Origin of the sequence: Pseudoalteromonas sp. MB41 (assembly GCF_020966275.1) — a bacterium.
In the GTDB taxonomy this organism is placed as follows: domain Bacteria; phylum Pseudomonadota; class Gammaproteobacteria; order Enterobacterales; family Alteromonadaceae; genus Pseudoalteromonas; species Pseudoalteromonas lipolytica.
The window spans coordinates 45,452-69,536 of the sequence record NZ_JAJJZF010000018.1 but is presented as its reverse complement, the minus strand read 5'-3'; the positions used below and the strand labels follow the sequence as shown (position 1 = coordinate 69,536).

Genomic DNA, 24,085 nt, shown 5'->3' with positions numbered 1-24,085 from the left:
ATAGATAAAATGGAACCTGTCTCAATGGCTGTTGGCGGAGTAGCTTATTACGTTGCTACAAAATTCGTAGACCAATTTATAACACAAGAGGGATATGGCTATATTCGCAACCTGCTTTTTCCAAAGCAAAAGTATGTAGACAGGCTCTATCAGCTTATTGAGGAAACAACTTCAGAGTTTGAAACTGAATACCCAAAAGATTCAGACAAGGTTCCGTTCTATCAATCTCAGCCGTTATTTGATGTCCTGAATGAATATGTATTGTTTAGCGAGTTACCTGACAAATCGGAATTGGTTAATAAGTTTAATGAAAATCCAAATGTATTACCCCCAACGCAGCAGCAACTTGAACGTTTTTATGCGATTTTAACGATTAAGATAAACAACTGTGAAAAGTTGAAAAAACTCCATTTTGAAGAAACTTATAAAGAAAAAATATTCGATATCAGTAATGAAATATTACAGATAAAGCTCATACTGCAATCATTAGATGAGAAGTTAACATTTCACCTGAGCAATGATTGGTTAAATGAAAAAAACGCACTGGCAATTGCGGATTTAGGTGGACGATATACACCTGAGTTAAATTTAAAACTTGATATTGCCAAGGTATTTGAGGGCCTTGGAAGGACTCAAGCATTTTCTGATATGTTTTATTCACATATCGATAGTTTTCTTATCAAAGGAAATAAACTTCACCAATGTGATGAAATTGCTACACCATTATCCGTAATAGCTGAGTCGCTAAACAACATTTTTAACCTCTATCAAGAACCTGACATTTCTAAATTAAGTGAAGTTCCAACGAATAAGTTTATTGATAATGTTTCCAGATGTCAGGAAGCCATTAATGAGTCGGAATCAGTATTGTGGGAGTTACGGGAAGAGGCCAAAAAAGAAGGTGAAGCTAATCACTTCAGCGATAAGTATTCATCTACTTTGAGAGAGCTGCGGGAGTTTGATTATGCGTGCAATAATTTACTTACGTTTATTACCTCAATAACAGTCAAATTAGCTAACAACCCCTTCTTACTTCTCGAAGGAAAAGCCGGAATAGGTAAATCTCATTTACTTGCTGACGTTATTAAAACTCGAATTGCCTCGGGGCATCCCTCTCTATTTATTCTAGGTCAACAGCTTACTTTAGATGAATCGCCCTGGTCACAAATCTTTAAGAGGTTACAGATTAAAGTTACTTCTCGTGAGTTCCTAGAAAAACTGAACTTATTGGGTCAAAAAGCAGGGACTAGAGTCTTAATCTTTATTGATGCTATCAATGAAGGGAATGGCAACAAATTCTGGAATGATAACATCAACAGTTTTGTGGATGAAATCAAGGAGTTTGAATGGCTAGGTCTAGTCCTATCACTCAGAACAACATATAAAAGTGTCACAATTTCAGATGAGAACTTGGAACGCAATAATTTTGAAGTGCATGAGCATATTGGATTTCAAAATGTCGAGTTGGAAGCAGTTAATTTATTTTATGACTATTACAATATAGAGAGGCCTTCGTCACCAAATCTTAACCCAGAGTTTAAAAATCCTCTATTTCTTAAATTGTTGTGTGAGGGAGTTAAGAAAAATGACTTAACTAGAGTGCCTGTTGGATTTAATGGTATTTCAAATATTCTGAATTTTTTAGTGGAAGGAGTAAATAAGTCATTAGCATCACCCAAAAAATACGCGTTCGACCCCAGCTTCCCCCTTGTAAGAGACGCCCTCAACGAAATAGTAAAAGTTAAATTGAGTATTGGTAGTAGTAATATTTCACTTAAAGATGCTCATACGGCGGTTCAATCTGTTGTTAATGATTATGTTACTGATAAAACTTTTCTTAGCGCCTTAATTGATGAAGGATTACTGACTAAAGGCATAGTTAGACATGATGATAACTCTACCGAGGAAGTGGTGTATGTGGCTTTTGAAAGGTTTGATGACCATTTAACAGTCAAGTTCTTATTAGACGATGTTGAAAATATCGAAAATGAATTTAAAACTGATGGTCGCCTGAAAAGTTATTTTAAAGATGAATATGACTTTTACAGACACTCGGGCATAGTAGAGGCACTATCCATTCAACTACCAGAAAGATTTGGGAAAGAGCTTTATGAATTATTACCTGAGTTTAGTGAGAATCATAACTTACTAGAAGCATTTATTGAAAGTTTGGTTTGGCGAGACATCAATGCCATTGATTTCGAAAAAATAAAACCTTTTATCAATGAGCAAGTATTTAGGTTTAACAATAGCTTTGATCATTTTCTAGAAGCAATTATCTCAATCTCAGGGTTAGTTGATCACCCCTTCAATGCTAATTTCTTGCATAGTTGGTTAATGCAGTACTCTTTAGCCGATCGAGATGTATTTTGGACTACACAACTCAAATATAAATATAGTGAAGACTCTGCATTTAGGCATCTAATAGATTGGGCGTGGGCTAGGACAGATAAAAGCTACATTTCAGACGAGTCAATAGAGTTGGTGGCCACTAGTTTATGTTGGTATTTAACGTCGAGTAATAGAGAGCTTCGCGATTGTTCTACTAAGGCTTTAGTGAGTTTACTAGAAAATAGAATCTCTGTTTTGACAAAACTAATCGATAAGTTTGATGGGGTGAATGACCCTTATGTTTGGGAAAGAATATTTGCAGTTGCATTAGGCTGTACATTACGAACTGATAATGTTCAGGAATTAAAATGTTTAGCCGAAACTGTTTATCACAAAGTATTTTGTACTGAATATGTGTATCCAAATATATTACTCAGAGATTATGCGAGAGAAATCATTGAATTTGCTATTCACTCCGGGCTGGTGCTTGACGATGTTGAACTGGCTAAGACTAAACCTCCATATAATAGTAGTTGGCCTGATGAAATTCCTTCAAAAGAAGAATTAGAATCCCTTTATGATAGAGACCCCTATTGGACACTTTGGGGCTCGATTATGGGAGGCGGTGACTTCTCTCGATATACGATTGGAACAAATCACAATCATTCAGATTGGTCAGGTTGCAAGTTTGGTGAAATCCCTGTCGACCGTAAGCAAATATTTAAAATATTCCAAAGTAAATTATCTGATACCCAGAAAGAGCTTTATGCAGCCACTGACCCAATCATTTATGATGACAAGGCCGAAGAAATTACATTTGGTGACACTACAATTAGGCTTAATAGCGCAATAGGCAGAAAAGACCAGGATGAAATAAACGCGAACAAGCAATTGTTTAAGGAGTCTTTGGCAGACGACTTATTAATTGACTTTGAAAAAGATATAGAGCCGTACCTTGATCACAATAATAACTTACTGGAAACGGATAAACACTTTGATCTTAGAATAGCAGAGCGTTTTATATTTAATCGTGTTATAGAGCTAGGCTGGGATCCTGACAAACATGGTGATTTTGATCGACAAGTAGGAACTGGCCGTGGTCGTCGAGAATCATTTCAAGAGCGAATTGGTAAGAAGTATCAATGGATTGCTTATTATGAATATATGGCAAAGCTGGCTGATAATTTCATTCGATTTGAGGGTTATGGTGATGAAAGAAAGGAAAGCCCATATCAAGGTCCATGGGAGCCTTACCTTAGAGATATAGATCCTACGATCTTACTCAAAGAAACAGGAGCCAAGGTGGTAAGCAATCAAGACATGTGGTGGCTTAATGATGAAGTATTTGATTGGGATTGTTCTTATGAAGAATGGGTTAAAAGCCCGAATACAATAGCTAATCCATATGGTTTGATTGAAGTTAAAGATAACACCGGTGATGAATGGTTAATATTAGAAAGTTATCCATCTTGGAAAGAACCCAAAATTATAGGCAATGAAGATTGGGGGCACCCAAGAAAAGAGGTTTGGAGTCATATCAGAAGCTACATTGTTAAAGTAGAAGAATTTGAAAATTTTAAGGACTGGGCCTCAAATCAACATTTCATGGGCAGATGGATGCCTGAAGGCAGTGACAGATACCAATTATTTAATAGAGAGTTCTATTGGTCCGAAGCATTTCAATTTTTCAAATCAGACTATTACGGTGGCGCCGATTGGACCTCTGTATGGGATCAAGATTCCAGAGCAAAGATAGCTGAAGTTAGTATTACTTCTGTTAATTATTTGTGGGAAGAAGAGTTCGATAAATCAAAAATAGAAACTTTGAGTTTTCTGAAACCTAGCAATTTAATCTTCGAAAAGATGGGCTTAACAAATGGAGAAATGGAAGGTAGTTTCAAGGATAAAAACGGAACTATAGTTTGTTTTGCAGCCGAAGCTTTACACGCGTCAAAGCCTCATTTACTTGTAAAAAAAGAACCATTTTTAACAATGTTAAAGGAAAACAGCCTCGAAATAGTTTGGACATTATTGGGTGAGAAAGGAGTTATAGGTGGCTCCCTCACTTCCAGTCATCATTATGGTCGACAGGAGTTTAGTGGAGCGTATTGTTTTGACAACAATCAACTAATAGGTAGTCTTAACACTTATACCATGAGATAAGAATAAGTAAATTAACTAGTATTTTTAAATGGTACTTTGTGAGTTATATGAATTATAACTTAAACCACTTAACAACTTAGAAATAAAGGACTTTACTCACTCACCCACCCGTAAGTGGTATCTTTTAGGGGGTTATACAAGAGATTAAAGATATTGTTCCTCCTCAATCCGTTATGGAGGCAATGGAAGCTCAAATGAAAGCTGAACGTGTAAAGCGTGCACAAATATTAGAGTCTGAAGGTGATAGACAAGCAAATATCAACGTTGCAGAAGGTAAAAAACAAGCGCAAGTTCTCGCCGCAGAAGCCGATAAAGCAGAGCAAATATTACGAGCCGAAGGTGAAGCAAAAGCCATTATTGCAGTAGCAGAAGCTCAAGCAGATGCATTGCGCAAGGTTGGTGAAGCAGCCGATACCGAGCAAGGTCAAAAAGCGATTCAGCTTGATCTTGCAACCAAAGCCATTGCGGCAAAAGAAGCTATTGCACGTGAATCATCAGTGGTATTACTCCCTGATAGCGGCACCGATGCCAGTTCATTAGTAGCACAAGGCATGTCTATTATTAACTCTTTGAACCAAAAACAAAAAAGTTAGGTTTCCCTATGGCATTTTTAGATACTTATTTAGCCGAAACACTGATGATTTTAGGTGTGCTTGCGCTAATTATTGAAGTTGCAGTGCTTGGAATGAGCACCTATGTGTTACTTTTTTTAGGTTTGTCTTTATTTGCCAGTGGTCTACTGATGAATATTGGCTTGCTTGATAGCAACTACACTACTGCACTGTGGAGCAATATTGTGTTTACCCTTGGTTTTGCCGTGGTGCTTTGGCAACCACTCAAACGTTTGCAAGATAAAACAGACACTAAACCATTGCACAATGACTTTGCCGACATCACCTTTGTTATTAATTCAGATGTTGATGACAGAGGTTTAACGACACATCCATACTCTGGTATCCAATGGCAGCTCAAAAGCCATACCCCTATTGCAGCAGGTAGTACTGTTAAAGTAACAGAAAAGCAAGTAGGCGTGCTCTGGGTTGAAGCAATTTAACACTTAGAGCCAAAACTCTATTTTGTTTTGTAATCGTGTTTGCTATGGTTTAGTAAACACGATTACAAGGGAAATGGAATACAATGACACAGAACAAAGCGCTGGTTGTAGAAGGCGGCGCAATGCGTGGTATTTTTGCCACAGGCGTACTAGATGCTTTTTTAAAAGCCAGTTATCAGCCGTTTCAACAGTGTTATGGTGTGTCTGCTGGCGCTACCAATATCGCCGCGTATTTATGCTCACAATATAAACGAAACCATGCCGTAATCACCGATTATTCATGTCGTCCCGAATTTATAAATTTTATCCGTTTTGCTAAAGGCGGCCACCTGTTTGATTTAGATTGGTTGTGGCAGGAAACTATTCGGGATATACGCCTCGATTTAGATACATTCAATAATCAAGCGAGTGAGTTTTACATTGTCGCAACCAATATCAAAACCGGTCACGCAGAGTATTTAAAAGCAAATGCTCAATTAATGGAAGAGCAACTTAAAGCGTCATGCGCTTTACCCATTGCCTATCGGCACTATCCCGTTATTAATGATATTCAACTGACCGACGGCGGCGTTGCAGACTCAATCCCCGTGCAAAAAGCATATGAAATGGGTAATAAAGATATCACGGTCGTTTTATCGCAACCGCTGGGTTATAAAAAGAAACCTGCAAAAGCCCCTTGGCTCGTTAAGCGGTTATACAAAGACACGCCTGCCCTTGCTGAAGCAACGTTGCGCCGAGCAAATAACTATAATCAAAGCATTGATTTTATTATGAACCCACCTAATGACTGCAACATAAATATCATTGCCCCACCGCCACAGTTTGCTGTTGGGCGAACAACAAAGTCATTTGCAAAATTATCAGCGGGCTATGACATGGGGGTCGATGCGGGGGCGCAATTTGTAGCTCAACATTGTTGATATAATTGTGCGATAAACGGAACAAATTTAACGCAGTTTTTTCTTGCTGAGCTACACTTATCTGACGTGTATTCGACAAGGATTGAACATGAAACATGACGCGCCTTTTTATCGTTTTTTCAAGTTATTCATTTTATTTAGCTGTGTAATATACTGCTTTCCTAGCAATGCGATTGAGTGGCCTCAAAAAGTGCATACGACTGAGGGCACTTTGATTGTTTATCAGCCGCAACCAGAAAAGTTAATCGGCAATGCCCTTACTGCCCGAGCAGCCATGTCATTTACACAAAACAAAGAGCCCATATTTGGTGTTTTTTGGTTTACCGCAAAAATTGATACCGACAGAGAAAACGATAGCGTCACCGTACGCGATATGAGCGTCATTGATGTGCGTTGGCCAGAATCTAAAGATGCGGGAGAGCAAACCTTTACCACCGTCGTAAACCAAGCGATTAAAACCAGTCAATTTAATACCTCGCTGTCGCAACTGACCGCCAGTTTAGAAAACGCAGAAGTTGCAGAGCAAAGCTTAGCGCAATTAAAAACAGACCCTCCGATCATTATTTTTAAAGACAAAATTGCGGTGTTATTAAGCTTTGACGGTGAACCTAAATTTAGTGCTATCAAAGACACACACTATGAACGTGCATTAAATACTGCGATGACCGTTATTAAAGATACAAAAAACAAATCGCTTTACCTAACCGATGGACACTTTTGGTATCAGGCAAAACAAGCAAAAGGCCCTTATAAATATACCCAATCTGTGCCTGCTGATTTAGCAAACATGCTCCCCAAAAACACAAGTACATCATCACTTTCATCCCCACCTGAGATTGTTGTTGCTACCAAGCCCACTGAGCTTGTAGTAACCGATGGCGAAGCCAAATGGAAGAGCCTAAGTGGTGGAGAATTAATGTACGTGTTTAATACAGAAACTCCGTGGCTAAGAGAAATGCAAACCAATAACATGTATGTATTGCTTTCTGGACGTTGGTTTAGGGCGAAACAACACACTGGCCCTTGGACATTTGTACGAGCAGACGAGCTGCCTCAAAGCTTCGCAAATATCCCACCAGAATCAGACCTTGGTGGCTTACGTGACTCTGTCGCGGGCACCGAAGAGGCAAATGAAGCGGTGCTTGATGCAAAAGTGCCACAAACAGCAGCGATCAGTCGTAAAGACGCGCGTTTGACCGTGTACTATGATGGTAAGCCTAAATTTGAGCGCATTCCTGGAACTAACGTGTCGTACGCAATCAATACCGATGCACAAGTGCTACAAATAAAAGGAAAATATTATGCTGTCGATAACGCAGTATGGTTTAAAGCTGATTCAGCGCAAGGGCCGTGGTTAGTGGCTGACAGCATTCCAAAAAATGAAATCGCCAAAATCCCACCCAGTTCACCCGTTTATAACCTTACCTATGTCGAGATTTATGAATCAACCCCAGACGTTGTGTACACAGGTTACTACCCGGGTTATGTATGGTCTTATCCTTATTACGGCGCGCCTGTTTATGGCACTGGGTGGTATTACCCACCATATTGGGGGGGTGGTTACTATTACCCTAGGCCGTCAACATGGGGCTTTAATATTGGCTATAACAACTGGACTGGCTGGTCGTTCGGCGTAAGTTGGAGCAATGGCTTTTTAAGCTTAGGAATGAATTGGGATTTAGGTTGGCCCACACATTACCGTCCTTACCACTGTTGTAATGGTTGGTATGGCGGCGGCTACCGAGGCCCCGTAGTCATTAATACTGGTGATATAAACATTGGCAATAGCGTTAATATTGGCAATAAATTAAATAACCTTAACAACAAACGTCCGCTTAATAATATTTATAAACGCAGTCAAATAAAAACACGCCTAGCCTCAAAAACGCAGGTAAAGCGCGATTTAAAAACAGCCATCAGCCAGCGCGATAAAGCGAACAATATATTTGCCGATCGAAATGGGAATGTACTGAAACATGACGACGGAAAGTGGCAACAACGTGTTTCAGATAAGTGGCAAGATGTACCTAGCGATAAACAACAACAGATTAAAGACCGCATACAAAATACTGACCGACAACATGTGCAGAATAAATTGCAAACCATTGATAAGAGTAAAGCTAAACACACTTTACAGCAGCGCCAGCAATCACATACTCAGCAAACAAATCGCATGCAACAGCTAAATCAAGCTAACCGTGCTCGCCAACTTGGCATGCAAAGGCAACAAATGCGCCGTAATTTACCTAAACAAATGCCGCGACAAATGCCCAACCGAGGTCACTAATAATACCCCCTTTAAAATGAAGCCTGATTTAATATTCGGGCTTCATTATTATTTAAAACTTAATAATTACACTCACAGAAAAATAAGCTGTTATAGACTCAAGCGTTTATGTGTAACGTTACACACAATGATGTAAATCAACTATTTGCACAAATTCAAGCAAAAGATAACTATAAACTATTGCAAAAACTTGCTTAAATACATTTCTCTTATTAGCTTTAATACTAAGCCACTATAAAAGTTCATTTTATCATGTTAAATAACTACTCTGTTCGTTCTCGACTCGCTGTGTTAGCGCTGTTACCCGTGTCGATTTTTGTGATCACGTCTATTTTTACCATATCCATGATGCATAGCATGGTAAAAGGTATCGACAGCTTGTATGACGATCGCGTTGTGCCGCTAGAACAAATAAAAACAGTATCGGACAATTACGCCGTAAGTATTGTCGATTTATTTCATAAATACCGAGCAGAACAAATTTCTAAAACAGCATTTCTTCAGTCTGTAAACGAAGCCGAATCCTTAGCAGACAGTAAATGGCAGAGCTACTTAAGCACTAAACTCACCAGCGAAGAGCAACGCTTAGTCAACAATGTTGAAAAGAACTTAGACAATGTTAAATCAGAACTCGATACGCTTCTCACTGCGGTTAAAAACAATCAATTGAAGTCAATTCCAGACGATCAGTTTGTGAAAAGACTCTACGCTGTATTCGATCCCCTTAGCGAGAGTTATCAAGGGTTAATTGAATTACAACTATCAGAGGCTTATAAGTTTAAAAACACGGCAGACAAAAGCTTTGAAAAAGTCAGCATTGCCATGACGGCCTCCGTCATCATTCTCATGATTATTTTGCTAATTGTCGCTTTTATGATTTATCGCTCGATTCATAATCCATTACTTTCATTGAGTGGAACCATTGGCTCAATTTCTAAAAATGCAGATTTAACGCTCAGAGCGAAAACCCATGGTAACGATGAAATAGCCCAAGCAGCCAGCCATTTTAATGCCATGATGGAACGTATTCATACGCTAGTGAATGACGTAACAAGTGCAACACTCACTCTGTCTTCGGCGGCCGAAGAGATGAATTCAATTAGTGACCAAGTCGCCAGTACAGCCACGGAACAAGAGCACCAATCTGCAATGATAGCAACAGCAATTACGCAAATGAGTAGTGCGATTGAGCAAGTAGCAGCTAACGCACTTGCTACTTCAGAAAAAGCCTCACACACCGACAAAACGGCAAAAATGGGGCAGCAATCAGTTCAAGAAAACATTGATTCAATCAATCGTTTGTCACATATCGTTAATGCAAATACGCAGCTAATCAATGAACTTAATACCCAATCGACCGACATAAACCAAGTGGTGATGATGATCCAAGGTGTTGCTGAACAAACAAACTTACTGGCATTAAATGCAGCAATTGAGGCGGCACGTGCTGGCGAATCAGGGCGCGGCTTTGCGGTCGTTGCCGATGAAGTGAGGCAACTTGCGCACAATACACAAAAAGCGACAGCCAGTATTAATGAAATGATTAGTAAACTGCAATCAATGGCACAGCAAGCAGTTACAGCAATGGGCAATGCCGATGAAAGCGCCAAGCAAAGTGTTGAATTTGCTGAACGGTCATCGCAGTTGCTAATTGAAATAACACAAGAAATGGCACAAATCGCCGATATGAACAATCAAGTATCTACTGCAACGGATGAACAAACGACCGTTGCTAATGAACTCAGTTGTAATATTAATGAATTTAGTAGCAGTATTTCACTGGTCAGCGAAAGCTCACAACAAAATGCTCAAGCGAGCCAAGAGCTTGCATCGCTTGCTTCTCGATTACAACAGCAGGTACATGTTTTTAAAGTGTAAACGTAAACACAGTGCACTTAATAGAGAAATACACAGATGAATACCCTAAGACGTGTGTCTTTTATACTATGTGTCATGGTTAGTTTTGCAAATTATGCAGATGAGCAGCTTGTTATAAAACTTGCTCGGCCCGATTACCCTTTAGTTCAAAAAAATGAGTATATTCATGATGTTCTAGAAAAGAGCTTTGCAGTAATGAAAGTAGATGCCACCCTACTTTACAACGTTAAGCCTATGAATGATAAACGAATAGTAGAGCAGTTGACTCATAATAAAGCCGTTACATTAGCGTGGCTATCGCTCCCTGGCGAAATACCTGACTCTTTGGTTAGAACAACTACTCCCTTGTACAAAGGCTTGCATGGAAAGCGTCTGCTAATTATTCGTGAAGGCGATGAAGCGACTTTTCACAAAGTGAATAACCTTGACACTCTAAAACAATTAATCGGATTACAACAACAGAGTTGGTACGATTACACGGTTATGAAAAACAACGGCCTAACTGTTAATGGGGATCTGGACTATTTAGGCATGATCAAGGCGCTAGAAACAGGTTTAGGCGATTACTTCCCACGTTCGGTGTTGGCTATAGAATCTGAACTTGTCAAACTAAAGCAATTTCATTTGATCATTGAACCCTCTCTCATGCTGCAATATCCTAGCAATTACTACTTTTATTTAAGTAAAGAAAACCAACATATCGCGGATTTACTCGAGCAAGGAATGCAAAAACTTCAGCGTTCAGGTGAATTAGAGCGTATTTATTTGCACTATTTTGGCGACGTCGAAAAAAGGCTTAAACTCAAACAACGCCTTACCATTACACTTGAAAAAACGGCACTACAATGATTAAAAAGTTCATTCTCTTGCTTAGCTTTATTGCGGTGTTTATTGCAGGCTTTATGGTGGGTATTTATACCTTACCTATTCTTACGGCAACACCAGCCCCCGCTATCACCACATTACAACAGCATGCTAATCGTGCTTTGTTTAAGGGGGAGTTTAAAACTGTTCTAAAAGGCTCTGACAGCCTGCATTATGATGATGGGATGGTGTATTTAAGTAATGACGCAATCTCAATGCAAGGTAAACTTGCCCCTGGGCCTGATTATCAACTGTATTTATCTCACCAATTTATTGATAACGAAAATGACTTCCTTTCCTATAAAGGCACAATGCAACGAATAGCCGAAGTACGCTCATTTAATGGCTTTAAAATACGTGTTCCGCAAGGCGTAAATATAAGCGAATACAACACCGTCATTATTTGGTGCGAAAGCTTTAATGAGTTCATTACCGCAGCGCGCTATCAATAAATAGTATGCAAAACAAAGCCGCCTTTGGAGAGGGCGGCTTTAAAGCGGCAGCTATGGGTGTTGAGCTGCCTAATCAAGAGTCTTTATTTATCCATTTAGGCTGCATTTTCAGTGTGTTGAGCCTCATCACTGTGGCGGATTAAATAATCAAATGCACCTAAACTTGCCGTTGCACCACTGCCCATGGCAATAATGATTTGTTTAAACGGTGTTGTCGTGGCATCACCCGCAGCATACACACCGGGTAAAGAAGTCGCCCCTTTACTGTCGATTTCAATTTCACCAAAGCGAGTCAATGACACATCTGAGTCTTTTAACCACTCAGTGTTTGGTACTAAACCGATTTGAACGAAAATGCCAGCCAGTGCAAGCGACTTTTCATCGCCAGAGACACGATCAATGTAGCTTAAACCTGTTACACGCTTGCCATCGCCAACAACCTCGGTTGTTTGCGCGTTTTTAATGATTGTGATGTTACTTAAGCTTTTCGCTTTACGAATAAGTACCTCATCGGCGCGTAATGTGTCAGCAAATTCAAGCACGGTGACATGCTCAACGATGTTAGCAAGGTCAATAGCTGCTTCAATGCCTGAGTTACCCCCCCCGATCACTGCGACTGCTTTGCCTTTAAATAACGGGCCGTCGCAATGCGGGCAGTATGCAACGCCATGGCCGCGATACTCTTTCTCGCCCGGCACATTCATTTCACGCCAGCGGGCACCCGTTGCCAATACAACCGATTTGGCATTTAATACCGCACCATTTTCTAAGGTAATTTGATAGTTATCCTGTTTAGTTAATGACGCAGCACGTTGGTTTTGCATCACATCAACACCGTATTCTTTAACGTGTTCTTCAAGTTGCGCAACTAACTTAGGGCCTTCAGTTGCTTTTACAGAGATAAAGTTCTCAATGGCTAATGTGTCTGCAACCTGACCACCAAATCGCTCTGCGACCACTCCGGTGTTTAAACCTTTACGTGCTGAGTAAATAGCCGCAGAAGCCCCCGCTGGGCCGCCCCCTACAACTAATACATCGAATAACGCTTTGTCGTTCAGCGCATCAGCCTGTCGTGCTGCTGCTTTGGTGTCTACTTTATTTAAAATGTCGGTTAAGTTCACAGCACCTTGGCTGAACAATTCACCATTTAAATAAACAGCCGGTACCGCCAGAATATTGCGCTCGTTCACTTCATCTTGGAACAAAGCACCATCAATCATTGTGGCTGTTATGTTCTGATTGTGCGCCGCCATTAAGTTAAGTGCTTGTACTACTTGCGGACACGTCTGACAGCTTAATGAAATATATACTTCGAAATTAAGCGGGCCAGTTAATGATTTAATTTGTTCAATTTCAGCGTCTGACGCTTTGCTTGGGTGGCCACCTGTGTGCAGTAATGCAAGAACCAAGCTAGTAAATTCGTGGCCCATTGGCACACCGGCAAAAATGATTTGCGTATTGTTTACAGGTGAAGACACCACCATTGAAGGACGGCGTACGCCTTGGTCTGGGTTGTCTCGCACCGAAAATTTGTCGCTTAACGATGCTAAATCAGTCGCTAAGCTTTTTAGTTCTGTTGATTTATTGCTGTCATCCAAGGCGATAAGCAGCTCAACAGGGCTGGTAATAGAAGCAAAGTGGCTTGCTAATTGGTTTTTGATATTTGTATCTAACATGGCTTAGCCCTTGAGTTCAGAATAAATAATCTCGAAAAATGACAGGATTAACTGCCCACCACCCGCTAATGTGCTTAATGTGTGTGAGTTGTGATGGGCAATTAAATTCGTATTGCTCGCTTAAGCGAAGCGTGGCTTCGCTTAAGCACTTACGTGCAGTCGCAATTTAGATTTTGCCAACTAGGTCTAGTGAAGGAGCCAATGTTTCTTCACCTGGCTGCCATGATGCAGGGCATACTTCACCGTCGTGGTTCGCGATGTATTGTGCAGCTTGTACTTTACGTACTAACTCTTTTGCACTGCGGCCGATACCTAGGTCATGAGTTTCGATCACTTTGATTTCACCTTCAGGGTTCATTACAAATGTACCGCGAAGAGCAAGACCTTCATCTTCGATCATCACACCGAAATTGCGTGTAATGCGACCTGTTGGGTCACCGATCATTGGGAATTTGATTTTACTAATCGTGTCAGATGTATCGTGCCATGCTTTGTGAGTAAAGTGAGTGTCTGTTGATACTGAGTAAACCTCTACGCCCATTTCTTGAAGTTGTGCGTAGTAGTCTGCAACGTCACCTAACTCTGTTGGGCATACAAACGTAAAATCTGCTGGGTAGAAGAAGAAGATAGACCATTTACCTAGCACATCTTTTTCTGTTAGCTCTACAAACTCACCGTTGTGGTAAGCTGTTGCATTGAATGGTTGTAATTTTGTGTTGATTAATGAAGTGCTCATAGTTTTCCTCATTGATGTATTTAAAAGTTTAATTAACGCAGCCTTGCGTCTGCTTGATTAATACAATAGAGGCCTGAGCGATTAAAATAAAATTGATTGTTTAGATTAAATTAATTGATTTTTTAGATTGCAAACCTAAATTCTTTAAAAAGAATAAAGCCCTCAATCACTTACATGAATGAGGGCTTCTTTTCGTGGGAACGAAATTACTTATTAAAACCGTACAAACTCTTTGGTTTAATATATTTAGGTTCAAAACCTTGTTCTTTTGCAGCCGCTAACATGACTTGTTCAATCCAGCCTGCATCCATAATGTTCATGTAGTTACCATCGGGATCAAAATTAATGTTTGAGCCCATAACCACCATGAACGTATCAGTAACTTCGGTGTTTTCTTCAGGCACTTGGAATTGGTGAATAGAACCACCTGGTTCAAATAAATAGCTACCCGCTTTTTGCACATCATCTGGGTACTCTGTGTAATGCCAGCTACCAGACAAAGTATATAAATGTACAACACCAGTGTGAAAATGCTTTGGTAATACTGTACCGGGTTCAAATAAAACGCGTAATACCCATACCCCGTTTTCAGAATCAAGCATCAATGGGTAAATATGAACACCCGGTAATGCATTTTTTATAAGTTTTTCATCATTGGTATGAATCGTTAATAGAAAGTCTTGATGATTAATAATATCTGGTAATGCCATGTGTGTGTCCTCTTTTCACTTGCTTTAAATGTTGTTAATTGTTTAGTTAACTTTGACAGCAGGCTGTTCTGGAGCCGCTTTACAAAGTCCTTGCTCAAATGCCCATTGCAGTGCGCTCTGCATACCATGCTGCAAACTAAATTCAGGTTTATACCCTAATAAACGTTCTGCTTTTTCATTACTATAAGCGGCACTTTTACGGCTAAGCATGCGCATTGTCGACGGGTTAATGTCTGTCGTTTTACCAACTAAGTGATAACACCACTCAATGAAGCCGGTCAGTTTCAATGCCAGCTTTAAATTAACAACTTTCACGTGCTGTTGACCCTGTGCCTGCGCTAAATAGTTAAAATATGTTTGATTTGTTACTTGTTCAGGCCCTGACAAATTAAAAATTTCGCCGCTAGCCTGCTCACTCATCGCACTTAAATAAATTCCTTTAACGAGGTCATCAATATAAACTGGCCCAAACATACCCTGTGGCACCATAAAGGTTCCTTTTGCAATTTCTTGCAAGGGGTAAGCTATCCATGGTTTTGACCCTGGACCATAGACATCGCCAGGTCGAATAATTGTTACATTCAACTTTTTACTGGCGTGATAACTTAAAGATAAGTGTTCACTCATCATTTTAGAATCGTTATAAGCACGCCCATCAGGGAGTAATGGTGCATCTTCGCTTATCGCTGTTTGCCAATCGCTGCCGTACACGGCCGTTGAAGAAATATGAATAAAGCGCATCACCGTGCCAGCATGTACTGCGGCATCAAGTAAATTTTTTGTCCAGCCGACGTTTGCTTGCCATGTTTGTTTGTAACTCAATGCGTTAGACACAATAGCCGCAGTGTGAATGACTAAATCGCAGTCTTTGATCAAGTGACTAAAGCTCGCTGGCTCACTTAAATTACCCGACACAATGTTAAATTCATCACACGGCATCAAGTCAACACCGCATACTTGTACGCCTCTATCTTTAAAATACTGCGCAAGTTTGCGGCCAATAAAACCATTACCGCCACTTATAAAGACTTTTGTGTAATTCATTGCGTATTCCTATAAGTACTGTTAATGGCCTAATTTTAAATAGTAGACCATCATCGTTAATACATTGTTAAACTTTAATCGCTGTATTTACTTTACTTTTTACGCAATTTTTTTTACTTTTTACGCCAGCGCACTAAAAAAGAGCACATTATGCCCCGTTCACCCCACACACCTGACCTAATTAGAGTATCGGCTCTACATGGATACATCGAAATAATTGAAAGCAAGCTCATTAACCCTGATGCACTATTATCGCGCGTTGGGTTAGACAGAAAACAATTACAAGAGCCCAACAACTTCATTCAGTATCAGCAATTAATCGAACTGCTAGAAATCACAGCAAAAGAGCTCGACCTTCCTTATTTTGGATTAGAACTTGGTCGCTGGCAGAGTTTGAACATACTCGGCTCGGTTGGGTATTTAATGGGTAACTGTGACAGCTTAGAAATGGCACTAAAAAACTTAACTAAGTATTATCATGTCCATCAAAATAGCGCCGATCTTTTGCTCGAAATCGGCCAAGATTACGTGAAACTGTCGTTTTTAGTACGCAGCAAACTGAAGGTCAGTGTGTATCATGGAGCCGATTTAGCATTAAGTGTTGGCGTTAACTTACTTAAACAGCTTACGGATGATCAGATAAAGTTACACCGCCTCGAGCTCCCTCACAGCGCCAATACAAATACCAGTGTTTATCGTCAAGCACTCGGGCAAGTGCCAGTGTTCAATTGTCCGCACACCGCGCTAATCTTTGACAGAAAATACCTAAAGCTACCCATCAAGAACTCTGATAAACAACTATTTTCAATTTTGAGCCAACAACTTGGTCACCTTAATGACTCAAAAAGAGAAAATATTTCTGATCACGTTGAAGTGTTAATAAAACAGTATTTATTACACGAACAATTTGGCGTTAACTTAATTGCTGAAAAACTGTCTATGAGTTCCCGCAGCCTGCAAAGGCACTTAACTCAGCAAGGGACAACCTTTCGTGAGCTTGTTGATGACATACGCTGTAATCTTGCGCACCAGTACTTAACAGAATCAAGTTTAAGCTTGTCGAATATTTCAGATATTTTAAGCTTTTCGAACTACAGTGAATTTACCCGCGCATTTAAGCGTTGGTATGGCGTACCTCCGAAAGACTACCGTAAGTCATTACTGCATAATGGCGTAAAAAGTTAAAAATAGGTCGCTAAAAGCTAATTATTGCGTTAACAATTTATATATATTGATTCGCTAACTTCACTGATAAGCGGTCGTGCAATGATAAGAAGGGTGTTTATTACGGGTGCAAATAGTGGTTTAGGCTTTGAACTTGCTAAACAATACATAAAGCGTGGTGATGATGTCGCATTATTTGATATACGCTTTAGCCAGCAAAGTAAACATGCGCTTAGAACACTGAGCGATGATTCTCAATACATTGAATTTTTTGCTGTTGATATGGCCGATACGCAAACGTTGGCTGTTCAAGTTAACAATGCGGTCGTGGCCATTGGTGAGCCTGAGGTTGCGATATACTGCCCCAGCACTAAGAATATCGAGTCTTTAGCAAAGCACTCTGACACTAACAATCATTGTAGCCTACAAGCTAATATCATTCGCACTCTTAACTTTAGCGCCGTAATTCGTCAGTACCTCACCATGAATAGCCACCTTGCACTTATCACTTCACATGCCCCCATGACCCCTTTTGAATACGTGCAAGATCAACGTATTGCTGACGATGTAATCTTGAACTTTGCCAAAACACAACGCCAAGAATTAAAACCGGATGGCATTAAAGTCAGTGTAATTTATGCACCAGAGACCCCTTATTTAAGTGAGTGTGACCAACACAACTGCGCACACACAAACACTAAAATCATCAATAAAGTAAGTCGTTACTTAACACAAGACCGTCGCGTCACCAGACTGATGCGTGGATTAGATAAGCAAAAATTTATGGTGATACTCGGCTTTCAATCTAGACTATCTTATAGCTTAAGCCGTTATTTACCTGCTTGGATGATGACCCCTGTAATGAAGCGCATCATCAAACACTCTAATAAGAACAATATGCTAAGGAGTCCGAATGAACACACACGATAATCTCACACAGCTAATTGACCATACCTGTCAAACTTATGCTGACTTACCGGCCTACAACAGTGCAGGTAAAACATTAACTTTTAGTGATGTAGAGCAGCAATCTCGCTATTTGGCACAATGGTTTCAACAACACAGCGGCCTGCAAGTAGGTGACCGTATTGCGATTCAGTTACCCAATATTGTCGACTACCCTATCGTCACCTATGCAGCTCTTCGCGCTGGTTTAATTGTTGTAAACACCAACCCACTTTACACAGCAAGAGAAATGCTGCACCAATTTAATGATGCGGGCGTTAAAGCGATTGTGCTCCTCGACGGCTTAGCAGATAAACTCACGACTATCATTGACCAAACATCCATTAATACCGTCATAGTGACCGCAGCGGTTGGCTTACCAGCAGTCAAAGGCACACAACTCTCTCTCCCTGAGCTTATTGAGCAAGGTGAACAACTAGCCCCTCTTAAAGTACACAACGCAAACCGCGATGATATAGCGGTACTTCAATACACAGGTGGAACCACTGGGGTTGCCAAAGCAGCCATGCTTAGTCACGGCAATATTTTAGCCAACGCTGAACAAATGAATGAGCGTTTTGCTGAGATCATGCAGCCAAGCCAAGAAACGGGAATTTGTCCGTTGCCGCTCTATCATATCTACGCATTCACCGTGAATATGATTGGCTTATTCGCGATGGGTCAGTTTAACGTACTGATCCCGAATCCTCGTGATTTAGATGCTTTAGTTAAACAAGTAGAGCCTCACACCATTAATTACTTTTCAGGAATTAATACGCTATTTATTGGTTTATGCATGCATCCAGGCTTTAAAGCGCTTGATTTTTCACAATTAAAAATGACCGTTTCCGGAGGAGCTGCGCTGACCCATGCTGCTGCAGATGCATGGATGAAGGTCACTGGCTGCACAATTACCGAAGGGTATGGACTGTCAGAAACATCACCCGTTGCGACCTTAAATGATTTCAAGAAAGAAGAAATCGGCAGTATCGGCCGTCCATTGTCTAATACCGTTGTAGAGATTTGGGATGAAAACGATCAGCCTGTGGCTGAAGGTCAATCAGGTGAAATTGTTGTGAAAGGCCCACAAGTCATGATGGGCTATTGGCAACGCCAAGATGAAACAGATAAGTGTATGAAAGGTGGTTTTTTCAAAACCGGTGACGTGGGATTACAACTGCCAAGTGGTAATTACAAAATAGTCGACCGTTTGAAAGACATGATTATTGTCTCTGGATTTAATGTCTACCCTAACGAGGTTGAAAACGTACTTTGTCAGCATCCAGCCATTTGTGAAGCGGCTGTGATTGGCGCTCAAGACGAAAAAACAGGTGAGCGAGTGTGTGCCTACATCACTTTAAAAGAGCCAATTGATGAGCAACAAGTAACAGACTATTGCCGTGAAAACTTAAGTGCTTATAAAGTACCCAAGTCGATTATTTTTATGGAAGAATTGCCCAAGTCAACGGTTGGCAAAATATTGCGTCGTGAATTACGTAAATAATAAAGCGATCGTTTTAGGCGCTTAACTGGTATAAAATACAACGAGTTTGATTAAAAGAAAAAGCATACCCGCAGGTATGCTTTTACTTATTTTATGTCGGTTTAAAAGGCAATTATGGAAAAGTTCATCAATCACATTCAACTTGGTTACTTAGGTCTACTTCCGTTTTTAGGCTGCGTAGGCTGGCCGCTGATCACGGGCAGTAGTGCCATTAATTTAGAATTTTTCACTTTCTACAGCATAGCAATTTTGGCATTTATGGCCGGTAATTTATGGCATGCGGGCCAGCAAACTTATGCCGATGCCATCAAAGCCGTTTTGCCTATTATACCTATTGCCTTTTTGAGCTTTCTACCGCCAGCATGGATTCTGGCTTGGCTCGCAGCCAGCTTTTGGCTGGTGTTATTATTTGAAAAGAGCACACCTCAATGGCAAAACTACCACGTTGACTATCAAAAAATGCGCTTTGTACTTACCGGCGTGGTGTTTGTCTGCCATATATTTGTAATTGGTATTAGCGTCTATCCTGAGTAGCCCTTTCAGTGTGTTTGCGGTAACATCCGCGGCTCAGTTGTTTAAGGACTTGGTATGATAGATCAACTACGCGCTAAACTAGACCATCTTGGTGAGAACTACGTTGAAAAAGGTGCACACTTTAAAATAAAGGTGATCCCTTTTTTTTGTGCAATCCATATAAAGAAAGATCATAAAAATCAGGGGCTCATCACCTTTTACTCGAATCAACTTATCGAAATATTCTTAGCCGTTATGTTTTTATTGTTTGGCTTAATGCTCTTCGATACTGATGCAGGATTTACGCACGGCCCTATTCATATTGTGATTGCGGTGCTGTTAAGTTTTAACCTCATCTTAAAGCAAATCGCTATTGAGGGTTTAAAAACACGTTTAGCCTTGTGCCCTAAACTAGAAAATAGCGACCTCGCTGAGCAAGGTCACTGATTCCATGTTTTTGGATCCAACGTGGCATATTTTAACGGTCGGTGATGGCGATTTATCGTTTTCGCATGCCATTGCCAAGCATGTAAAACCAGCACAGCTTACTGCTTCAACCTATGATGCAGCACAGACAATAGAACAGAAATACGCCGACAACGCCCTTTCACAACTGCGTACGTTAGGTATTCGTGTGCTCACAGAGTTTGATGTAACGAAACCCAGTGCTTGGCAACGCCTTGACCAACAACGTTTTGATGTGGTTATTTTTCAATTTCCACTCATTCCTGCATTCAAAGGTGAAGCCGCCTTTAAAGCACAAACAGGCTCTGGAAGCATGAATGTGCTGAATCGCGCATTGCTTTATCAATACTTAAAATATGCGCATCGCTTTGCACTTGATAAAAACGGCCCTATGCTGTGTTTTATTACTTCAAAAGACGTTAAACCTTACCGAGAATGGAACATTGAAGGGAGTTTAAACCAAGGTTTACCGTGTCATTATATTGGCCAAATGCCGTTTGATATTAGCCGTTTCCCAGGTTACAAAATTCGCAACGTCGACCGTGATAAGCATGTAAAAGACACCAGCGGCATCACGTATGTGTTTAGCAGTAAAAAAGACAACGACATCTGCTCAATGCTAACGATTCCGCCATACTTGGGTGAAAAACACTGTGCATTGTGTCGTGTGGGTCCCTACATGGCAAAAGAAGACGAAGACAAACATTTGCGCAGCAAAAAACACCTGCAAATGGAAAAGTTTGAACAAGACTGGCAGGCTTGGCTTGCACTTAATAGCGAGGAGTAAACATGAAATTTGTCATTGTGGGTACTAATTTTATAAGCGACACTTTTTTAGACGCAGCAACCCATGTTGAAGAATTCGATTTATACGGCGTATGTTCTCGTCAAGAGAGCACTGCCCGTTCGTTTTTAGCTAAACATACCAGCAATAATGCCAAAGTTTTCACGAGTATCGACGAAGTGTGCCAAGATAATCAGGTTGAAGCTGTTTACATTGCTGCGCCAAATAGTCTACATAAACACTACGCGGTTATGTGTTTAGCCGGAGGCAAACATGTACTGGGTGAAAAACCATCAGCGGCAAATAGTATTGAGTTAAATGAAATTATTCTCGCGGCAAAAAAGCATCAGCGCCTGTATATGGAAGCGATGATGACCACTCACCTGCCTAATTTCGCCATTCTTAAACACGCACTCACCAAAATAGGCACGCCGCGCAAATATATAGGTCAATATAGTCAGTACTCTTCGCGTTACGACAAATACAAAAATGGGGACAGACCCAATACCTTTTTACCTGAATTTGCTAACGGCGCCTTGGTTGATTTAGGGATCTATCCTTTGTATGTTTTGTTAGCTCTTTGGGGCGCCCCACAGAGTGTGCAAGCCAGTGGAGTTTTGCTGGAAACTGGGGTTGATGGTGCAGGTGATGTACTATTAAATTATGCCGATAAACAAGCAGTTATTAGTTATTCTAAAATTTCTCAAGGCGACAACTTTACCGAAATTCAAGGTGAAAAAGGCCGCATTAGAATCGAAGCGGTTTCTTTGTTAAAACGTATGCAGTTTATTGGTAATGATGGCACGGTTGAAGAACTTGCTCAGCCATTTGACGAGCATTTTATGCGCTATGAAGTAAGTCACTTTATAGCAGCAGCCAAAGCCGGACACATTGAGTCTGCTGTAAACACACACACCTTATCAAAACAGGTTATGGACGTGCTGGATACAGCGAGAGCTCAATTAGGTGTCGTGTATCCTGCTGATAATGACTAATAAGTCTGAGGGCAACTACTCTAGTTGCCCTAGCAAACTCAAAATACCCTCTTTTGTAATATTGCGAGCTTGCATGGCAACACTTACTCCCGCTTGCTGAACGATATCGAGTGATATTTTCTCAGCCATGACTTTTGCAAAATCGGTGTCTTCAATACGCTGATTCGCTGAACTTAGCATCAACGACTGGTTTGATTCATTACGGATGGTCGATTCAATCGCATTTATTTTTGCGCCTATTTCAGCCCTAAAGCCGCCAATACGTGACAATGCGGTGTCTATTCTCGTTATTGCATTTTGCGCTAAATTTTCGCTGCTTATGGTAATACCATCAATTGTTAACGAACCCGCACTGGCATCAACACCCTCAAACAAAGCAAAACCTCATACCAATTTACTAGCATATTATAATTAGAAATGACGCATTGTTCAGACATCGCTTGTTCACGAGTAAATAATCACAATAAATACTGCCGAGTGTTTTGAGGTAAATTTTTGCGCACCTGACGTGCGTTTTTCAGTCCGTTGCGACTGAGCACCTTAAAATGCACTTTATCTCTGATAATCAATACATTACAGTTATGAATGCCTCACAACTTAGGTTTCATCGAAAATCGGCTACCGTTTAACGAAAAACATTTCTTAATCATCAAAACATCAGTAAAATCGCCCCCAAACTTCAGCTCTTATTTATTCATAAGGACAGTGATGCAGCGTACCATCCCCCCGTTTTTGATTGCTGTTATTTGCGTGTTATTAGCCATGGTCACCATTCAGTCAGGTGCATCTGTCGCTAAGCAATTATTCCCATTGATTGGCCCTGAAGGGACCACTGCATTGCGCCTCGGTTTTTCGGCGGCGATTCTGTGTTTAGTTTTTAAGCCTTGGAGAGCCTTTCCTCCTATTGGCCAGCGCATGCCGATTATTATTTACGGCTTAAGCTTAGGGGGTATGAATATACTTTTTTACTACGCTATCGAGCGTATTCCGCTGGGTATTGGTGTCGCACTGGAATTTACTGGTCCATTAGCGGTCGCACTTTTATCATCTCGTAAAAAGCGCGACTTATTTTGGGTTGCCTGCGCCATAGCAGGTATTGTGCTGTTATTACCTGATATGAAAGGTGAGGAAAGTCTCGACCCTGTAGGGGTCATTTTAGCGCTAGCGGCAGGAGCCTGTTGGGCATTTTATATTTTATTCGGTAAAAAAACGGGCAATCAGGGCTCAGGTGGCATGACCGTCGCTTTAGGTATGAGCATTGCAGCTATTGTACTTGTTCCCTATGGTGCAGCTTCACAAGGCATGGCGCTATTAAGTTGGGACGTTTTACCTTTAGGTATTCTAGTTGCCATTATGTCAAGTGCCCTGCCTTATACACTTGAAATGGTTGCACTTAGAAATATGCCCGCACAGGGTTTCAGTATCATGATGAGTTTGGAGCCTGCGGTAGCAGCCCTCGCTGGCTTTATTATCTTGGCTGAGTTTTTAAGTGTATGGCAATGGTTAGCCATTTTGCTCGTTATCACCGCATCGGTCGGAAGCTCAATGTCGACCTCAAAACAAACAAAAGTTGAAAGTAACGCTTAAAACTTTCACTATA

Annotated in this window: 20 protein-coding genes and 1 pseudogene; 16 read left to right on the top strand and 5 right to left on the bottom strand. The window is 40.6% G+C overall.

What is annotated here, in order from left to right; translation table 11 throughout:
• Positions 1–9 precede the first annotated feature (9 nt).
• The 8 genes and pseudogenes from avs2 (at position 10) to LPA49_RS15950 (ending at position 11,949) form a co-directional block, all read left to right on the top strand.
• A complete protein-coding gene (gene avs2, locus LPA49_RS15985) occupies positions 10–4,494 on the top strand; it encodes an AVAST type 2 anti-phage system protein Avs2 (protein ID WP_230237157.1) in 4,485 nt (1,494 codons plus the stop codon).
• A 140-nt stretch (positions 4,495–4,634) separates the two neighbouring features.
• A pseudogene (locus LPA49_RS15980) lies at positions 4,635–5,087 on the top strand (band-7 C-terminal domain-containing protein); the annotation flags it as partial.
• A gap of 8 nt (positions 5,088–5,095) precedes the next feature.
• A complete protein-coding gene (locus tag LPA49_RS15975; protein WP_036972229.1) occupies positions 5,096–5,548 on the top strand; it encodes an NfeD family protein in 453 nt (150 codons plus the stop codon).
• Between the two features lie 83 nt (positions 5,549–5,631).
• Entirely contained in the window at positions 5,632–6,468 is an 837-nt protein-coding gene (locus LPA49_RS15970) for a patatin family protein (protein WP_036972231.1), read from the top strand.
• 88 nt (positions 6,469–6,556) lie between these two features.
• The gene (locus tag LPA49_RS15965; protein ID WP_230237154.1) at positions 6,557–8,755 is read left to right on the top strand and encodes a carbohydrate-binding family V/XII; all 2,199 of its coding nucleotides are present in this window, start codon (positions 6,557–6,559) and stop codon (positions 8,753–8,755) included.
• Between the two features lie 252 nt (positions 8,756–9,007).
• Positions 9,008–10,633, top strand: coding sequence for a methyl-accepting chemotaxis protein (locus tag LPA49_RS15960; RefSeq protein WP_230237152.1), 1,626 nt, complete (start codon positions 9,008–9,010; stop codon positions 10,631–10,633).
• Between the two features lie 36 nt (positions 10,634–10,669).
• A complete protein-coding gene (locus LPA49_RS15955; RefSeq protein WP_230237149.1) occupies positions 10,670–11,482 on the top strand; it encodes a hypothetical protein in 813 nt (270 codons plus the stop codon).
• Positions 11,479–11,949 carry a DM13 domain-containing protein gene (locus tag LPA49_RS15950; protein ID WP_230237146.1) on the top strand — a complete coding sequence of 157 codons (471 nt, stop codon included), beginning with the start codon at positions 11,479–11,481 and terminating at the stop codon, positions 11,947–11,949. The genes LPA49_RS15955 and LPA49_RS15950 overlap by 4 nt, the downstream gene beginning before the upstream one ends.
• A 95-nt stretch (positions 11,950–12,044) precedes the next feature.
• On the opposite strand, the gene ahpF is transcribed toward LPA49_RS15950, so the two are convergent.
• The 4 genes from ahpF to LPA49_RS15930 all read right to left on the bottom strand — a co-directional run bounded on the left by ahpF (position 12,045) and on the right by LPA49_RS15930 (position 16,115).
• Positions 12,045–13,625 (bottom strand): alkyl hydroperoxide reductase subunit F, encoded by a 1,581-nt coding sequence (gene ahpF, locus LPA49_RS15945; protein WP_036972237.1) that lies wholly within the window; start codon positions 13,623–13,625, stop codon positions 12,045–12,047.
• Positions 13,626–13,791: 166 nt separating this feature from the next.
• Complete coding sequence (ahpC, locus tag LPA49_RS15940; RefSeq protein WP_036972239.1) at positions 13,792–14,361, bottom strand: alkyl hydroperoxide reductase subunit C; 570 nt, start codon at positions 14,359–14,361, stop codon at positions 13,792–13,794.
• A gap of 206 nt (positions 14,362–14,567) precedes the next feature.
• On the bottom strand, positions 14,568–15,071 hold the full coding sequence (locus LPA49_RS15935) for a 2,4'-dihydroxyacetophenone dioxygenase family protein (protein ID WP_036972241.1): 504 nt from the start codon (positions 15,069–15,071) through the stop codon (positions 14,568–14,570).
• 42 nt (positions 15,072–15,113) lie between these two features.
• Positions 15,114–16,115: an NAD(P)-dependent oxidoreductase gene (locus tag LPA49_RS15930; protein ID WP_118845253.1), complete on the bottom strand. Its 1,002-nt coding sequence runs from the start codon at positions 16,113–16,115 to the stop codon at positions 15,114–15,116.
• Positions 16,116–16,265: 150 nt separating this feature from the next.
• Between LPA49_RS15930 and LPA49_RS15925 the strand changes: the two genes are divergently transcribed.
• From LPA49_RS15925 to LPA49_RS15895, 7 genes are all read left to right on the top strand, one after another.
• Positions 16,266–17,300, top strand: coding sequence for an AraC family transcriptional regulator (locus LPA49_RS15925; protein WP_036972243.1), 1,035 nt, complete (start codon positions 16,266–16,268; stop codon positions 17,298–17,300).
• Between the two features lie 81 nt (positions 17,301–17,381).
• Positions 17,382–18,209: an SDR family NAD(P)-dependent oxidoreductase gene (locus LPA49_RS15920; protein ID WP_118845251.1), complete on the top strand. Its 828-nt coding sequence runs from the start codon at positions 17,382–17,384 to the stop codon at positions 18,207–18,209.
• On the top strand, positions 18,193–19,728 hold the full coding sequence (locus LPA49_RS15915) for an AMP-binding protein (protein ID WP_230237144.1): 1,536 nt from the start codon (positions 18,193–18,195) through the stop codon (positions 19,726–19,728). The genes LPA49_RS15920 and LPA49_RS15915 overlap by 17 nt, the downstream gene beginning before the upstream one ends.
• Positions 19,729–19,842: 114 nt before the next feature.
• Positions 19,843–20,262, top strand: coding sequence for a DUF3429 domain-containing protein (locus LPA49_RS15910; protein ID WP_036972248.1), 420 nt, complete (start codon positions 19,843–19,845; stop codon positions 20,260–20,262).
• A 54-nt stretch (positions 20,263–20,316) separates the two neighbouring features.
• Positions 20,317–20,688 carry a hypothetical protein gene (locus tag LPA49_RS15905; protein ID WP_036972250.1) on the top strand — a complete coding sequence of 124 codons (372 nt, stop codon included), beginning with the start codon at positions 20,317–20,319 and terminating at the stop codon, positions 20,686–20,688.
• A 4-nt stretch (positions 20,689–20,692) separates the two neighbouring features.
• The gene (locus LPA49_RS15900) at positions 20,693–21,493 is read left to right on the top strand and encodes a class I SAM-dependent methyltransferase (RefSeq protein WP_230237142.1); all 801 of its coding nucleotides are present in this window, start codon (positions 20,693–20,695) and stop codon (positions 21,491–21,493) included.
• 2 nt (positions 21,494–21,495) lie between these two features.
• On the top strand, positions 21,496–22,485 hold the full coding sequence (locus tag LPA49_RS15895) for a Gfo/Idh/MocA family protein (RefSeq protein ID WP_230237139.1): 990 nt from the start codon (positions 21,496–21,498) through the stop codon (positions 22,483–22,485).
• Positions 22,486–22,500: 15 nt separating this feature from the next.
• Here LPA49_RS15895 and LPA49_RS15890 read toward each other — a convergent pair whose 3' ends face one another.
• Positions 22,501–22,860: a flagellin gene (locus tag LPA49_RS15890; protein ID WP_051501874.1), complete on the bottom strand. Its 360-nt coding sequence runs from the start codon at positions 22,858–22,860 to the stop codon at positions 22,501–22,503.
• Between the two features lie 333 nt (positions 22,861–23,193).
• On the opposite strand from LPA49_RS15890, the gene LPA49_RS15885 reads away from it, so the two are divergent.
• Complete coding sequence (locus LPA49_RS15885) at positions 23,194–24,072, top strand: EamA family transporter (RefSeq protein ID WP_036972256.1); 879 nt, start codon at positions 23,194–23,196, stop codon at positions 24,070–24,072.
• Positions 24,073–24,085: the final 13 nt, after the last annotated feature.